The organism is Polycladomyces zharkentensis (genome assembly GCF_016938855.1).
In the GTDB taxonomy this organism is placed as follows: Bacteria; Bacillota; Bacilli; order Thermoactinomycetales; family JIR-001; genus Polycladomyces; species Polycladomyces zharkentensis.
In genome coordinates, this window is the sequence record NZ_JAFHAP010000002.1 from 1 (window position 1) to 16239 (window position 16239).

A 16239-nucleotide genomic window follows, 5' to 3' on the forward strand; every position below is an offset into this window, starting at 1 on the left:
CATGGATGGTCAGGCTGAGATTCTCCGCACTGGCTCCCATCTCGATGGCCAGCACCGCTTCGGCAATCAGGCTGGATTCATCCAGGTCATTGCCGACAAGGAGTCCAAACAGCTCCTGGGTGTGCAGATTGTGGGTCCGGAAGCATCCAGCCTGATTGCCGAAGCGGTGCTGGCCATCGAGATGGGAGCCAGTGCGGAGAATCTCAGCCTGACCATCCATGCCCACCCGACCCTGCCCGAAGCGCTCATGGAAGCGGCGGAGGGCGTGTTGGGTCACGCGATTCACATGGTCAACAAGTGACGTTCGGCATTCAAACGGAAATGGTCGCGTTTCAACGTCCCGGACACCGGGAGACTGCCAGCGGCGATCAACCGGTGTCCGGGTTTTTTTCATTCAACGCAGGAGTCAAAAAAACGGCTATCGCAAAGAGGGGTGAATGGAAGTCTCAATTCAAATCGAAGTGCGTTCGAACGGAGACCGACGTGATGGGCCATGATGCCAAGTATCCGGAGTATTGGAATGGGGATGTGAAGAATGGCACAACGGCGCCCAATTGCCGTTTGGCTCCTCTTGACTTCACCCTGCACCTGATCTCCGGCCCAGCTGAAATCATTCTTTGTCCTCACCGATCTTCGTATCCGTACAATAATCCCCAGCTGAAAAAGTAATCTTGATGCACAATGTTACAAAAAAAAGCCCCACTCATCATCAGTGGGGAAGCACAGGTACAAGCATCCATGTCACAAGCCGGCCGATTGCTGTAACCGTTTGGCGATTTCCATAAAGTCTTCTTTGGAAATACCGGGAGCAAATTCTTCGGGTACTTCTTCCAGATCAGGAATCGGTCCCCCTTCCGGTGTACCTTCAATCACTTCCAATGGTTTTCCATCGAGGGGGTGTTTGCCCTTCCAGATCATCGCAATATCTTTGTAATCCTGATCACTGAAGGTATATAAACGAAGATGGACCCCTTGTTCTTCAAACTTTCGTGCCGTTTCAAACTTCCGGTTATCCAAATTGGGGATAGGCAGCATCTTGGTTACATCCACGCCAGTGACAATGTCAATGGCTTTGGCATAAGCGGTAATATGCACGCCTCCCCGAACAAGCAGATAACCGATCATCTCTCGCACCACCGGATGGTCCGTCATCTCATATACTCGCATTTTGTGTGTACGAGCACCACACTCAAGAAAGAAATTGTGCAGCAAATCCAGCAGGAGGTTGCCGCTGTTGAATACATAATCTCCACTCCAAGCCTTTCCCATCGAATCCCCTGGAAGTGCCGTTTGGGCATTGGCAATAAAGTGATAAGTGTTACGTTTATCAACTGCGTTACGCAGGGGCGTACTATCCGGATCACCAGGGACAGTGGACCCGGTCAGCAACAGGTTGATCGTATTGGAAACCAGCTCCACATGGCCGACTTCCTCCGCCGTAATACTTGCAATCAAATCATAAAAAGGTTTTAACTTTTTCTTTTGCCTGAAGTTGAAGGATTGAAACAAGTAGTTATTCAGCGTGGACATTTCTCCGAACCGTCCCCCTAACAATTCCTGCACTGCTGCGGCAGCGTTCGGATCAGGATGGTCCGGAACGGGCAACTCAATCTGCAGCTTGTTAATGCGTTTAAACATAGACATCCCTCCTGACATCATGGAAAGTAAGGATTTTGGATCCACTAATGATGACAGGGAAGATACGGTCATGCCAAAGTATCAGATTTGAGATGACACTGTGAGGGTTAACAGTCTTCAAGAGATAAACAGGAGTTTGCGGCAAAACCCCAATGATCTGCTGCATGCAAATAAAGAATGACGAGTGATGTGGTAGAAAACATATCCTCTCTTAGAAGTAGACGGAATTCTAGTTTTATTTTATTTCTGTATTTGAAATATAATCAAAATTCGTATAAGGCAAAAAACTGTTGAAAGAAGAAACAATACAGGGGAAGCACCGGGAATAATCTACTATTCTTACATTTTCTCCGTCTATTACTACCTTTCACCTTTCAAAGACCTCGACAATTTCAGGACCTGAAAGATTGGAGAGGAATGAGAGAAAAGAAAGTCATGGTTCATTTGAACGATCCGGCAAGGGGAGTTGCGTAAACGATCGAAATCAAAAAAAGGAGAAGGATCTGTTCCCTCTCCCTGTTTGATCTACTCCAATACCAAAATCGCATGCGGATGTTGCCTCAAGTACTCTTCTTTCCAAGGAATCTCCACTCGGCTCCAAGTCTTCCCCCGATCGACCGACCGATAAACCCCCTTATTATTCAGTGCGTAAAATTCATGTGGCTCCTGTTGGGTTGCATCCAACATCGAAATGATGGTTCCCTCTGCCGGAGGCAATCCGTCGGAAACTCTCTCCCAGGGAGAATCCCCTTCTTTGCGGTAAATGTACGAGATGGGACGATGACTGTGATGAGCTTCAAATGGTCCAGGAGAAGCTGAAACGAGAACCACATCAGGATCTCGGGCATCAACCGCCATTCCATATAAATAATGATGCTCCAGCCCCTCTCCTGCAGCCGTCCATGTGTTTCCGCCGTCCCTGCTCTCCATATATCCGCGGCCGGGTGTACGAACCCCATCCCCGCATGCGGCATACAAACGGTCAGCTGCACGGGGGTGCATGAGCAAGGTATGGGCATCTAAAGGACCGCCAAATTTCTTGTCTTCCCACGTTTCTCCGTTATCGAGTGTACGAATGACCGCTCCTGCTTCAATCGATACAAACATGCGATTTTTTTGGTTGGGATCCGGTGTAATCCAGCGAATGTGACTCGTATGCGGACGGGGTGGAAACGCCCAAGTCGGCGTGGACGGCAACAAACGAATCTCCTTGTATTCATTCCATGTTTTTCCCCCATCGGTTGAATAAAACAAGGCGCTGGGTTCGGTTCCTGCGTAGACAACACCATAGTCACCGCTTTTTTGCGTTGGACTTACCGCCACCGCTGTTATGGCAGCATGATGAATGCCTTCCCCTCTAAATGGCTCGAAATAATTCCCTATATCCCCTGTCGGTCTCCATGAATCACCATCATCATCACTTAACCATAACCCGCGTCCAAACGTTCCGCAATATAAGCGACCAGGATGAAACGGATCTGAAGCGATAGAAGTTGGCTGCATTCCTTGAAAATGGTATTGTACCTTTTTACCATCCCATATAACAAGTTCCCGTTCCATACACAGAAATAATCTTCTCATGGTATCCCTCCACTAAGCGCAATGGTATACTGATTTTTACCCTTTGACCAATCAAATGAATTCTCCTTTTTTTGTGCAAAGATTACTTACATTTTCACAATGGGGTGACTACCGTACCACGTAAGGCTTTTGCGTCACTTTTTCAGGCCATATTCACTCTGACTTTGGGTTGATATGGATGGCGCAAGCGACACAAAAGACACCTTTCACGACGGTCTTGGTGAACAGTCAACCTTACGTTGCAGAAACGATACCGCTTGAAACGGCGAAATGATTTCCGGCGCGTGTTTCGCGCGGGAATGTCGGTGGCCAACCGACAGTTTGTCCTGTATGTATACGACCGCGGCAACGACGAACCGGTGCGCGTGGGTGTGTCGGTCAGTCGCAAGGTGGGAAACGCGGTGACGCGCAAATACATTCTTTTTCATTTGCAACATCTTCTGTGGCGATATCACTTCCGGCATGATAAAAATCCTCTTGTTACCTGGACAGTTTTTCATAATATATGATTAGATGGAGTAAAGGCAGCGAAGCTCAAATTCGGCGCCATTCACCTAATAAATAGATGACCCAAGTTGTTCCTGACCCAAGCTGTTGGCCAGGTGGTTGGAGAGATTGTTAAACCGGAGTCTGAAAATCAAGGGGGAGAAATGAAACAGCCATTGTTTCATACTGAGGCATTCAATCTGATGGGAATCCAACCTGTATACTCACTTGAACGTTTAAAATTAATCGCGGAAAAAGAAAGAGAGATGAACAGAAGATTTCCTCCGTCTTTAAGGGAGCTTTACGCAGTAGAGGGAGTTGAAGAATGGTTTGGAAGTCGAAACGCGGACAAATTGGTTCCTCTTCAACGTTTAGAACTGGAAACGCGGGAATATTGGGAACATGAATTGGGATTGAGATTCCTGAATATTCCCTCAAACATGCAAGCCAGTGAAGGAATCTACTTTTTTATTGAATGCCAGGGATGTTGGTCATGGTGGATATTGTTAAATGGAGCGGAAGATCCACCCGTGATCGTCGAATCACTTTTTGATGAAGCACAAATCCTTGCGTGCGACAAGCTAAGTGACTTTATCTTGGCCTGCGCATGGGATCTGTCAATCATGGATAGTCCCTCTTTTCAAACTGGACGCTACGAGTCTGAACAAGCGTTTCTTCGCTTATTACGAAACCGGTGTGTAGAGAAACCAACCACCCGTCTCGCTTCCACCGTTCATCGATACCGATTCAGGTATAAGGATTGCCGTCTCTTTCTTTTTGAAGAGACCTGCCAAATTTTTATTGCCGCAGAAAATGAGGAGTCGAAAAATGAATGGATGACAATGGTCAAGCCTTTTGTAATATGGGATACTTAGAAATTGACACTCCACACGGCTAAAGCCGTGGATTCTTGGGTAATGCCTTCTGCCGAAGCGAAATGGACCAAGCTTGGCGTTTGGCGTAGGTCCGGCGAAGCGAAAGGCGCTTTATGAAGTAGCGAAACTTATCAAAATCACCGAAAATGAGCAATTTGTATACTTGGAGCCACGTTTGAGATGCAAGGTTAAATACCGCGGATTCATGCGCCCGCCAGTGTTCCAACACTTCATTTTCCAAGCCGGGGATACCCCTTTTTCTCATCGTTTACCGGCCCCCATATGGGGGCCTTCTCAATGTGCCTGCTGTTGTTGGTTGGCATGTTGACGAAGCACGTACTTCATCACTTTCCCCATGCTGTTTTTCGGGCGGAGGTATAGATGATCACGGCGGGATCTTCCCCGATCACATCCACCTGCGGCTCTTCATCGGGATATCCTTTCACCAACTCCTCCAAAAAGGAATCGTCTTCTTCTATATCCATGCGAATTTCCTGCTGAAGGAAAGGAAGCGTTCCCAACAAAGGCGCAACCTGATCAAATTCTCCGTCGTAAAACAGAACTTTGGGGGTGCAGTCTTCCAATATGTAACGAATGCCATCCGTTTTGAGCCGCCAGTTGATCGGTACCGTTACGGCGCCGATTTTCGCCGCAGCCATATAGATAATCGGAAAATAATGACTGTTTTTGCAAATAAGTGCAACCCGATCCCCTTTTTGCACTTGCAATTGGAGCAGGTAATGGGCCAACTTGTTCACGATCCCATTGTATTCCCGGTACGTCATCCGTTTTGTCGGCGACACCACCGCTTCCACATCCGGTGACAACCGCGCCCGATGGGGAAGCAGCTCTCCAATGACGCTTACAGACATAGGAACCTAACCTCCTCATTTATAATCAGAACATTTTCAACTTTCGATTATATGATAGTATATTGATACCTGATACCTGATTGTAAACTGTTTGGCTTGTGATTTGAAATTTTTTATTATCCCCTTGACCGGGTAAGCGTAAAAGAATGGTCGGCCCGTTTCGATCTGTAAAAAAAAAAGCCGGGGTTTACCCCGGTTTAATGGCATTCAGACTCTTGAGACCGCCCTTCCCGAAAGTAAGTAAAGGGTTTTTCTTAGTGTGACTTGCCCCAACGACTGAAGCACCAGAGGTTCTCCCTTTGGTCGACGTGGGATTCTCGCTTCAGTAAACGAGGTTGGCCATCCAGGTCGTTAAAGTCAAACCAAAGTACACCAACCAACGATGCTCTGATTGTGGTGGTCATATCTCAAACGAAAATCGGCCGAGCCATCTGAATTTTGTTGTAGGGTTTGCGGATATGAAACCCTGGCGGACTGCAATGCGGCTCGGAACTTAGCCACGAAGTATATTGATCAGATCATCAAACAAACCATTGGCAAAGAAGAATCAACTTGATTAAAATAATAATCGGAACATAAACAGGGGCGATTCAGCGTCTGAAAGTCGAAACGGGTTCTCATCGGAGAAACCACTCGATAAGGTATGGCTGCTACGGCAGGCAGGAAACTCCTTGCCCGAAACCCGCATGGACTGACCACATTGGCTTCTGTCGATCTCCAGTGCGGTTTAAAGCGTTGGGATCGACGACCAGTTCATATGATAGACTTCCTTTTTGAAAGCAGTTGTGAGTAGAAACGCAACAAAAAGGAGGATTTTTTGTTTTTTCAGGGTGTTTGTGTTCTATCTATGTGGTTAGTGAAGACAGAATCCTGTGGAAGCTGGCGTGATGGTACTTAAGAACGATTGCTGGACGTGTACAAACGAAATCTGATGCGATCGGTGAAATCGAGTGGACCGTACAGTAATCCGTGCTCATCAACATGCCCGTGTGTTCCCAAAACCCAGTTGTGCTTTGGCTTAGCGTTAGTGTATGCTGTTTATCTCGTTGTGCATTTTAGAATTATTTCGACACCTTCACCTATTGTTATTGTTGTTGATAATAACATTTTACTCCTGTTTCAGGTTCTTCAGAGAACTCTTGCATAATTAATGTATCCCCATCTATCTCATAGGAAAGTGTGCCTTGATCCTCAAAGTTTGTCTTCCAGAAAAATCTGTTATCATCCAAAATTCGATATTCTGCATTATAAGTTTTACCATTTCGCTGAAATAACATCGTTGAATCGTCAAGCACCTCTAATGAGTCTACACATTTAGCATATTCATCGGTTGATTTCTGAAAAACCCATTTACCTACCAAATCGTTAGAACCAGTACATCCTACAATAAATAAGAAAACAAGCAATAAGGGAAAAAAAGATTTCATTTTTTCACTCCTATTCACTTTAAAAGTCCGACTAGTCGGTATTTATATATTATATTATTCTTTGTGTTAAATCAACTAGTTTATTGTGTAGTGGGAGGGATTTATCATCAATGAAAAAAAACGAAATGTCTGAGCGCACTGTTAAAAAGCTAATGGATTCAGGAATTGCTCTCTTCGCCCAATATGGATATAGCAACACAAGTATTGATCAGATTGTAAAAAAAGCAGAATTGTCTAAAGGAGCTTTCTACGCTCATTTCTCTACAAAGGAAGACTTCTTGATGAAGATCCTTCAGGACGGAATTAACTTTTACTTTGAGGATCTAAAAAGCATCTTGGACAGAAAAGATCGAAGCCTTATTGATGATTTCATTAAATTCTCCGCTGATATGATACATAAAACGCATTCTCAAGGTTTTTCTGCCGTACTATTGCATTCTGCCATGACTTGTCATTACTTACCCCAAGTGCAACAAGAGTTAAGTAAACAGATGGAAGAATGGCGAAACGATCTTACCCAGTACTTTGAGTTAGTGAAAAAAGAAGGGTTAATTGGTAGTCCACTTGATGCAAGAACGTTAGCGACTGCAGCAATGGCTTTATTTAATGGTTATAACATGCAGCATTACATTGATGATCGGATTGATATTAGTGAGATAATAAGCGTATTTAATGAGCTGTTACAAATTCAATCTCCAAAATAACGGCGTAGAAATCTGCTCTTGGCTCGTAGAGCCGTTCCAAACCGGGATCGGCTCCCGAGGGACTTGGCCGTCATATTCAACAAGGACTATGACTGGGTAGCTCGGTTATAGTCCTTGTTTGTGCACATAGACAACCGGGCTTTAAGTGAACAGAACTTCGCCACCCAGATGACGATCACGCAATTGTGGAGATTTGCTCCGGTTGGGCTGCTCATCTTGGGGTTCGCTGTGTATGGAGTGTATCGCCTTATTTCTTAAAACCCGTTATGACTCCTACTTAAAGGTGCCGGTTTCCGGCGCCTTTTTCAATCGTAGATCTTTTAACTTCATGACTGCTTTCGTCAGTCGGAACGTTTCTCCTGTTTTCGAGGATGAATTCAAAGATAGTCTACTGACAGAACGGAGATCAGCTGCAAGAATTTCTCCTCTCCGTCGAAGGTCTCGAACGGAAATCCGGGATGCTCTTCCTTTTCTTCGACCAATTAGGGATTGAGTCGCGTTCGCCTTCCAAGCGGACTCGCGTCTGATTCAACCGCTGTCAGCAGTTTCCCTCCAAGCATTGAGCAGTCGTTTTCTTGCTTTATACAGAAATGAAACTGGTCCCTCACTGTCAGAGACCAGTATGATATCGAATTCGCGATGAAATCGGATGAAAAGAGGACAAAATTCAGCTCGTCTTTCCCGTCCTGGTATCCGGTCAATGTCCCGCCTTCTTTCTTTCCTCCCGGCGGACGATCTCATGCACGATGAACGACGCCACATCAGGAGCGAGCGTACCCGGCCCGAATCCTGCGTCGTAACCCAATTCGAGTGCCAACTCATGATGGATGCGCGGCCCGCCGCAGATGAGGATCAACCGGTCGCGCAACCCTTCTGCCTCCACCAGTTCCACCAATTCGGTCAAGTTGGTGATGTGGACTCCTTTTTGCGTCACCACCTGGGAAACGAGCAGCGCATCAGCGTTCAGCTCGATCGCTTTGGCCACCATCTCCTCGTTGGGCACCTGGGAACCCAGGTTATACGCGTCGATTTCGGGATAGCGCTCCAAACCATACTCCCCATTGTAGCCCTTCATATTCATGATGGCGTCGATGCCAACCGTGTGGGCGTCCGTGCCGGTACAGGCACCGATCACCACTACTTTTCGCCCGATGCGCTCCCGGATGAAGCGGTTGATCTCGTAGAAGTCCATCTTCCCGGACTCCACCTTGGGAACCCGGATGTTTTGGTAATCAACGGAGTGTATACATTTGCCGTAGACGATGAAAAAGGTGTATCCCTCACCGAGATCGGCCATGTGATAGACTTGCGGTTCCTCCATCCCCATCTTGACCACCAGTTGTCGGGCCGCCTCGCGCGCCTCATCCCCGTAGGGAACGGGAAGGGAAAAACTGAGTTGGACGACCCCGTCATTCAGCGTGTCCCCGTAGGGCTTCACCCTCGTGAAGTCGATCGCCATCGCTCTCTCCTCCCCTGTTCGGAAGACCCAGTCGCTGTCTGAGTTCAGTTTCAAACGGATTGAAGTAGTCCTCTCCCTTTTCCAACACACCGGACAGTCCCCGTCCGCCATGGAGCGGTCGTCTCACATCGGCGAACATCCCGCGTTCAATGGCGGTAAACAGCCCGATCCGGCGTACTTCCTCCAGCATGGCGACTGCTTTGCCCAAGACCTCCTGTGCGCGCCGCTCAATCCGCCCACCCGGTCGGAACAGGATTTCCTCTCCCAGATGCCGCGCGTTGTTGAAAATGTATTGGGCGTTTTCGATCGCCAGTTTGCGGTCGTGAATATGCGGCGTATGCATCGCTTCCGTCATCATGCCCAAAAGTTGCACGCCCTGTCCCGTCAAGATGCTGACCAGGTTGAACATGGCATCTTGGATGTGGCCTTTGAAAATGTTGCCGGTCATGTGTTTGGTCGGCGGCATGTATTTGAGCGGGGCATCGGGGAATATCTGCCGGGCCATCTGGGCCTGGGCGATCTCCATCAAGAGTCCGTCTTCGATGTCGGGGTTTATCTCAAAGGCGTGCCCCAATCCCATTTGCTGCGGCCGAAGACCGGAGAGAAGCGCCAGTTGTTCGTTGATAAACTGGGAAGCCAACACAGTGTGAGCGGCTTCCACCGCGTCCGCCGTGGTCAGATAGTTGTCCTCCCCGGTATTGATCATGATACCGGCGTAGGCGTTGATCATCCGGGAGAAAGACTGGTCGATCAGGGTGCGCTGCATGTTGATATCGCGGAAGAGAATCCCGTACAAGGCATCGTTCAACATGACGTCCAGCCGCTCCAGCGCCCCCATCGCGGCGATCTCCGGCATGCACAATCCGGAGCAGTAGTTGCACAGGCGGATGTAGCGGCCCACTTCCTCTCCGACCTCATCCAGCGCCCACCGCATGATACGGAAGTTTTCCTGCGTGGCGTAGGTACCGCCGTAACCCTCACGGGTCGCACCGTAAGGAACATAGTCGATCAGGCTTTGGCCGGTACTGCGAATCACGGCGATGATGTCCGCTCCCTGACGTGCCGCCGCCTTGCCCTGTACCACATCCTCGTAGATATCACCCGTGGCGACGATCAGATACAGGTACGGCCTCGGTCCCTCCCCCAAACGGGCGATCAGTTCATCGCGCTGTTTCCGGTTGGCTTCAATTTTGTCCAAGCCGACGCGAGCCAACTCCGTCCCTTTCCGCCGGATTTCCGTCCGGTCCCGCAGGGGAATCCGGGTGAGGTCCAGCGTACCGGCCGCTACTTGTTCGGCGATCTCCTGCGGGTTCAGGCCGAGCGCGAGCATGGCGTTGATCACCCACATGGCCGCCCCCCGTTTCAACTGCCCCCGATCCTTCAGATGGTCCACCACCACATTGGGCAAAGGAACCCCCTCAGCATCCACGCCGTCGATGCCCATCAACCGCAACACTGTCCGCTCTACCGCCACCGTCGTACGCGATGCCACAAAACGGTCCACTTTTGCCGCAATGTCCGCCGCCGCCTGCCGTGCACGATTGATCTGATCGGGGTCCAGTCGCAATTTGGCCTCCATGATCCCCCTCCTCATTTGCCCTTCACCCGTGTCGATTGTTTCTTTGAGCAGCCAATCTCCGTTCCGCGTCCCGCACAACAAGTTCCGGCAGCCCCATCAACCGTGCCACCGACGTCGCCTGTCTCGGGATCTCATCACCCGGCTTGAGCGGTATCAATCGGTAGTCAATCCAGTCCCGCCAATTTTCCGGCCGATGGAACGCGGATGCGTCAGGCGGCCGTTTCCACCCCGCCGTCCGATATCCGCGGATGCCCGCCACTTCCAACACCTCGTGGTGATGCGTCACATGGACCGCCCAGTGCTCCCCGCGGGACAAATGAGCGGTTACCGCCGCAGACAATGCTGCTCCTTCCGGGGGATTGGTGCCCCTGCCCACTTCGTCCAAAAGGAGCAACCCTCCGGGGCATCGTTGCAGCAGTTTCCCCAAACGCGCCATCTCCCCGCCGAAGGTGCTCAATCCGCCTTCCGCATCCTGAGTATCACCGATGATGCCGGCGAGGAAAGGAACGAGCGGAAGCTCGCAGTTTTGGGCCGGGACGAAGAAACCGTAATGGGCCAGAGCCACGGCGACACCCAGTGTTTTCATCGCCACTGTTTTCCCACCCATGTTGGGTCCGATAATGACGGTGACCCCACGCTCCACCTCCAGATCCACCGGAGTAAATGTGTGTCCTTGTTCGGCCAGACGCTCCGCCACAACAGGGTGAACCGCCCCTTTTAACCGGATGGGACCATCCGATAAACGTGGCCTGCAACCGTTCCACCGCTCGGACAGCCACATCCTGGCCCACTGCAGGTCAAACCGTGTGACGGATGCCAGCCACTCCAGCATGACAGGCACGTCCGGACGAAACGAAGCAGCCAACCGCGCCAGAACTGCCGACTCCACTTCTCTGATCCGCTCCCCGATCCGCTCCCGCTCCGCCATCCATTCCTGTTCTTGAAGTGTGGGCTTGGCTCGGTATACGACATCAAACGGCGTTTCCCGCACGCGGGTCAATGCATCCATCGCCTCCAACTTGGCCGCTTCGGGAGAACGACGATCCACCACCCACTCACCCTCACGATTACGGCGAACGCTTGTCAACCGTTCGATCTCCCTGGCCAATGCCTCCCGGTTGTCGCGAATGTTCCGCTCACATGCCTCCCGGCGACGGCGCAAATCGGCCAACTCCGGATCAAACGCGTCATCCAACCAAAAGGTGGGTTCCAGTTTTGGACGCGGATTGAGTTTGTGCAAACACGTTTCGATCCGGCAAACGGCATCGGACGAAATCCACTCATGCAATGCCTGTCGGGTCAAGCATTGCGCCCACCGATGCATATACCACAACCATTGCTTGAGGTGAAACCATTCGGAGAGACCCGGCACCTCCCCACATTCCAACCGATGGAGGATCGGTTCCACATCGGGCATATGCCGCAAACACGCTTCCACCGATTCCCGCCAGTCGGGCTGGCGAGCCGTATTCATCAAACGCTCCAGTTCCTCTAGGGACTCCTGCCATGCCGCTTCCTGTCCGGGAACAAACGGTGCCAACGATCGCTTGGCCCGCTGACCGAACGGCGTAATCGGTTGAAACCGGGTCCAGATTTCCGGCCACGACAGTGCCTGCCCGGTGGTCTCATCCATCCACATGACCGCACCTCCCTTCTTTCCCGGCAATGAATTCGGGGTACGCCCTCACGCTTCGGTCGATATCGCATCCCGCACCACATCCATCACGGGAATCCCTCTGACCACTTCCTGCACCCGTTGTTTCATCTCGACGGGATCAAACGAAAACCCCTCCGGCGAAACGGGATTCACCGCGACGGCCGCCAATCGGACCGCATGCAGATACCGGATCTCCCCGCCCATCCGATACCATCGTCTGACCGTCGGCAATGTGGCAAAACAACGGGTCGGATCGGACAGCAACAACGTGAACGGCCGTCCGGTCTCCATCATCTGCCATAACAAACGATCAGTCAGGGCGCCGGGCAGTGCCAGGGCCGTCCATTCCTCCCTTGTCAAATGCGCCTGCCACACCCGTCGGTCCACCAACAAACTGGAAACAGGAAGCGAACGCAACTCTCCACCGCTCACCCCCACCAGGAACCTTTCCCGCAGAGCCGTCTCGACCGCATTTCGCTCCAGACCGTTTTCCGCCACGGGGAGCGTGAAGATCCTGACGGTTTCCTCCGCCTTTTTCACCACATCTTGCAAGGTACGCCCCATGCTGGCTCCGACCACCAACACGGCCCCTTGCGTGAGGAGCGGACTGGCGGACGCCTTGCGGTCATAGGCACCGTCCACCAACGTGAGCGGCACCCCGTGATGCTGAAAACGGCGCAAAATGGTCCGCACTTCTTCCGCCGACGGTATCCCGGCCAGTTTGACATGTGTCGAACGTGTGGATCGAGCAAGATAAATGTCACCGAGCAGGGAATGGATGGGAGTGGATGCAATCACCTCCCAATCGCCGCCGCGCAGGTCCAAACAGGCGCCCGCCGTCGCCACCCATGTACCACCGGGAACGCGGATGGGCGGCTTGGGTCTGCCGCTCCAAGCGTCCCGCTCTTCTCCGTCCACCCCGATGCTGAGGAGACCGACGGGCACACCGCATGACCGGGATTCGGCGATCAGTGCGTTCAACACCGTGGTCTTGCCGACGTTTTTTGCCAACCCGACAATGGCCAGGGAAGTGATTCCCTCTCTCTGCAAACGATTCAACAGCATGATCGTTACGTTTGGGTCAACTCCTTATCCTTGACGGTGTCTGCGGTTTTCTTCCGCTCAGGTTTGCGTGCCTCACCCGGATTGACTTCCCCGACACGGCGTTCTTCACGCGGCAATTGTTTTGGCTCGAGGTTGATGCGTTCGTCGCTCATCAATGCGGCCACGCCGACATTTTCCCCTTTGGCGGCTTGACACTCCGGGCACTCTTCCGGGTTGTGCGGTTTGTAGTGGGCCGGTTCCGGATAGGACGTGATCACCCCCTCAAAGTTGCGCAACACGGTTTTGGTCGGGCTTTGCGAAATGATGTAGTTGGGGCTGAGCGGAATTTTTCCGCCTCCGCCCGGTGCATCCACCACAAACGTCGGCACGGCGTACCCCGATGTATGGCCACGGAGAAACTCGATGATCTCCAATCCCTTGGAAACGGGCGCCCGGAAATGGCCGATCCCTTCGGAAAGATCGCATTGGTAGAGATAGTACGGTCGTACGCGGATCTTGACCAGCTCATGCATCAGTTTTTTCATCACATGCGGACAGTCGTTGATTCCGGCCAAGATGACCGACTGGTTGCCGAGCGGCACACCTGCATCGGCCAGCATTTCACAGGCCCGTTTGGCTTCCGGCGTGATTTCCTTCGGGTGGTTGAAATGCGTGTTGAGCCAGACGGGATGATACTTTTTCAGGATCTTGCACAAATTTTCCGTAATCCGTTGGGGAAACACGACCGGCGCCCGCGTACCGATCCGGATGATTTCCACATGCGGGATTTCACGCAGGTTGGAGAGCAGATATTCCAATATGCGGTCGTTGACCAAAAGGCCGTCCCCGCCGGACAGCAACACATCCCGCACCGTCGGCGTATTGCGGATATAATCGAGGCAGGCGTCCATCTGCTTCTTCGGCACACCCATGCCAATCTGTCCCGAGAAACGCCGGCGTGTACAATACCGGCAGTACATCGAGCATTGGTTGGTGATCAGAAACAGGACACGGTCCGGATACCGGTGTGTCAGACCCGGAACGGGAGAATCCGTATCCTCCAGAAGCGGGTCCTCCATGTCGTACGGCGTTCGCATCAGTTCACTGGACACTGGTACCGACTGCAGACGGATCGGGTCTTTCGGATCATCGGGGTCCATTAACAAGGCATAATAGGGAGTGATGTTGAGCGGGATCGTCTGATTGGAAATCTTCACCCCTTCGATCTCTTCCTCAGTCAGATTGACCACCTTTTGCAAATCCTCCAATGTGCGGATCGTGTGGGTCAATTGCCACAACCAGTCGTTCCACTGCTCTTCCGTCACGTCTTTCCACAATTCCACTTCACGCCAGTCGCGCATGTCGGATGACCCCTTTCTTGATATGAAAATCTGACGTCAGTCGACAGTGCGAATCACACCCGTTGTGCCGAACCCGCATAACGGGAAACGAACAACTTCCGCAACCCCTCACATTCCCGCAAGATGTCCAGAGTCAGTGCCGCATGTCCCCGAACGTATCCGTTACCGATCATCATTTGTACATCCTTGCCGACCCCTTCAGCCCCCAACGCTGCTGCGGTAAACCGCACGGCCATGCTGAAAAAGCAAACCGTCCCCCCATCCTTCGTCGCCAGAATGGCGGACAGCTCGGTACCGGGTACATTGACGCAGTTGATGGTGACATCGGCCAGATCCCCATCCGTCACCCGTTCCACTTCCGTCAGAACAGCGACAGGATCGGTGGCGTCCACTCGAATCAGGTCATCGGTCAATCCCAACGCGGCGATGTCAGCGCAAGCCTGTTGGCCATTCTCCAGCGCGATCACCCTTCCCTTGGGGCCTGCTCGCTTTTTCGCCTGATACAGACACAATATCCCGGATTTCCCTCCTGCCCCCATCACGACCACGGTTTGCCCCGGTTTCACGAGACGTACGGTTTGCGCCGGCGCTCCGCAAACATCCAGCGCAGCCAGCGCCACCCGTTCCGGGAGGTCTTCCGGCAGACGGGCAAACGGCCCGCTGGCAAACAGGACGGCTTTCCCCTTCACCTCCACCTGCCCTGTTTTCATGTCCACGTTTTCAATCGATTCCAAATACAAAGGCGTCAGCGTCAACGACACCAGTGTTGCGATTTTGTCTCCCACCTGCAAATGTGGATCGGGAAAACGGGGTCCGACTTCAGCTACACGTCCGATCAGCATCCCTCCGGAACCGGTAACCGGGTTGTGCATCTTGCCCCGCTCCCGGACAATCTCCGCAATGCGACGCTTCACCGCTTTCGGATCACCGCCCGCCTCCTCCTTCAACTGAGAAAAAGAAGCGGAATCGATATTCAACCGGAGTACGTCGATCAACAGCTCATTGTCACAACATACCGGACGGGCATCCAACCGCCATGCCGGCTGGGGCAACACGCCCGAAGGCTCCAGCACCCGGTGCAATCCCAGAGGGTGTCCTTTCGGAACAGATGCGTGCGTCAAATGGGTTCCTCCTTCCTTGCCGATCCCTCACCCTGAATAGTTGCAATATTTGTTCCAATACGAGTGACCCTTTATTTTCGGGCAACAGAAAAAAAGAGATGCCGATTTTTTGGCATCTCAGGTTGGCGCAAAGTTCGCGGGCTCCGGCTCCAAATTCCCGTTCTCCGGGTGATCTTCCTCCTGCACTTTCCGTCTCCGCACTGTGAGGATTAGGTCTGTCGCCATGGAAACCGTAACCCATGATAATATGACCAAACACATCACAGGCCACTTTATCAGCAGACTCAGATTTCAATGGCCCTCGAGAGAGGGTTTTCTTTTTTAAAGACCACGATAGGCTGTGAGGGTGTATATTGGTTCCTATTCAACAGCAGGAGGATCGTCTGGTTGTTTCCTTTCTCTGGGTATGTTATGATGACGGTGAGGAAAGCATAA

15 protein-coding genes are annotated in these 16239 nt (G+C 51.7%); 5 read left to right on the forward strand and 10 right to left on the reverse strand.

Annotated elements, in window-relative coordinates:
- Window positions 1-301, forward strand: a 301-nt coding sequence (locus JQC72_RS00920; protein WP_503629798.1) for an oxidoreductase dimerization domain-containing protein, incomplete at its 5' end; no start/stop codon positions are given.
- 440 nt (window positions 302-741) lie between these two features.
- Here the strand turns inward: JQC72_RS00920 and JQC72_RS00925 are convergent.
- Together JQC72_RS00925 and JQC72_RS00930 are read right to left on the reverse strand one after the other, a co-directional pair.
- The gene (locus tag JQC72_RS00925; protein WP_205492369.1) at window positions 742-1638 is read right to left on the reverse strand and encodes a manganese catalase family protein; all 897 of its coding nucleotides are present in this window, start codon (window positions 1636-1638) and stop codon (window positions 742-744) included.
- A 525-nt stretch (window positions 1639-2163) separates the two neighbouring features.
- The gene (locus tag JQC72_RS00930) at window positions 2164-3219 is read right to left on the reverse strand and encodes a WD40/YVTN/BNR-like repeat-containing protein (RefSeq protein WP_205492251.1); all 1056 of its coding nucleotides are present in this window, start codon (window positions 3217-3219) and stop codon (window positions 2164-2166) included.
- 239 nt (window positions 3220-3458) lie between these two features.
- Between JQC72_RS00930 and rnpA the strand changes: the two genes are divergently transcribed.
- Entirely contained in the window at window positions 3459-3728 is a 270-nt protein-coding gene (rnpA, locus tag JQC72_RS00935; RefSeq protein WP_205492252.1) for a ribonuclease P protein component, read from the forward strand.
- Window positions 3729-3794: 66 nt separating this feature from the next.
- Window positions 3795-4580 carry an SMI1/KNR4 family protein gene (locus JQC72_RS00940; RefSeq protein WP_205492253.1) on the forward strand — a complete coding sequence of 262 codons (786 nt, stop codon included), beginning with the start codon at window positions 3795-3797 and terminating at the stop codon, window positions 4578-4580.
- Window positions 4581-4924: 344 nt separating this feature from the next.
- On the opposite strand, the gene JQC72_RS00945 is transcribed toward JQC72_RS00940, so the two are convergent.
- Window positions 4925-5452: an AMP-binding protein gene (locus tag JQC72_RS00945; RefSeq protein ID WP_205492254.1), complete on the reverse strand. Its 528-nt coding sequence runs from the start codon at window positions 5450-5452 to the stop codon at window positions 4925-4927.
- Between the two features lie 335 nt (window positions 5453-5787).
- Between JQC72_RS00945 and JQC72_RS16765 the strand changes: the two genes are divergently transcribed.
- Window positions 5788-5949, forward strand: coding sequence for a zinc ribbon domain-containing protein (locus JQC72_RS16765; protein WP_419179825.1), 162 nt, complete (start codon window positions 5788-5790; stop codon window positions 5947-5949).
- Between the two features lie 588 nt (window positions 5950-6537).
- Here JQC72_RS16765 and JQC72_RS00950 read toward each other — a convergent pair.
- Window positions 6538-6879, reverse strand: a complete 342-nt coding sequence (locus JQC72_RS00950) for a hypothetical protein (protein ID WP_205492255.1) — start codon at window positions 6877-6879, stop codon at window positions 6538-6540.
- Window positions 6880-6989: 110 nt separating this feature from the next.
- Here JQC72_RS00950 and JQC72_RS00955 point away from each other — a divergent pair, with 110 nt between their 5' ends.
- Window positions 6990-7583 carry a TetR/AcrR family transcriptional regulator gene (locus JQC72_RS00955; RefSeq protein WP_205492256.1) on the forward strand — a complete coding sequence of 198 codons (594 nt, stop codon included), beginning with the start codon at window positions 6990-6992 and terminating at the stop codon, window positions 7581-7583.
- Between the two features lie 697 nt (window positions 7584-8280).
- Here the strand turns inward: JQC72_RS00955 and kamE are convergent.
- From kamE to kdd, 6 genes are read right to left on the reverse strand one after another with little or no spacing between them, the layout of a single operon-like run.
- A complete protein-coding gene (gene kamE, locus JQC72_RS00960; RefSeq protein WP_205492257.1) occupies window positions 8281-9042 on the reverse strand; it encodes a lysine 5,6-aminomutase subunit beta in 762 nt (253 codons plus the stop codon).
- Window positions 8993-10621 (reverse strand): lysine 5,6-aminomutase subunit alpha, encoded by a 1629-nt coding sequence (kamD, locus tag JQC72_RS00965; protein WP_205492258.1) that lies wholly within the window; start codon window positions 10619-10621, stop codon window positions 8993-8995. Before kamD ends, kamE begins: the two co-directional genes overlap by 50 nt.
- Window positions 10622-10643: 22 nt before the next feature.
- A complete protein-coding gene (gene kamC / locus JQC72_RS00970; protein ID WP_205492259.1) occupies window positions 10644-12260 on the reverse strand; it encodes a lysine 5,6-aminomutase reactivase ATPase KamC in 1617 nt (538 codons plus the stop codon).
- 45 nt (window positions 12261-12305) lie between these two features.
- Window positions 12306-13343 carry a lysine 5,6-aminomutase reactivase subunit KamB gene (gene kamB, locus JQC72_RS00975; protein WP_205492260.1) on the reverse strand — a complete coding sequence of 346 codons (1038 nt, stop codon included), beginning with the start codon at window positions 13341-13343 and terminating at the stop codon, window positions 12306-12308.
- 5 nt (window positions 13344-13348) lie between these two features.
- Complete coding sequence (gene kamA, locus JQC72_RS00980; RefSeq protein WP_205492261.1) at window positions 13349-14683, reverse strand: lysine 2,3-aminomutase; 1335 nt, start codon at window positions 14681-14683, stop codon at window positions 13349-13351.
- A 53-nt stretch (window positions 14684-14736) separates the two neighbouring features.
- Entirely contained in the window at window positions 14737-15804 is a 1068-nt protein-coding gene (kdd, locus tag JQC72_RS00985; RefSeq protein WP_302104387.1) for an L-erythro-3,5-diaminohexanoate dehydrogenase, read from the reverse strand.
- Window positions 15805-16239: the final 435 nt, after the last annotated feature.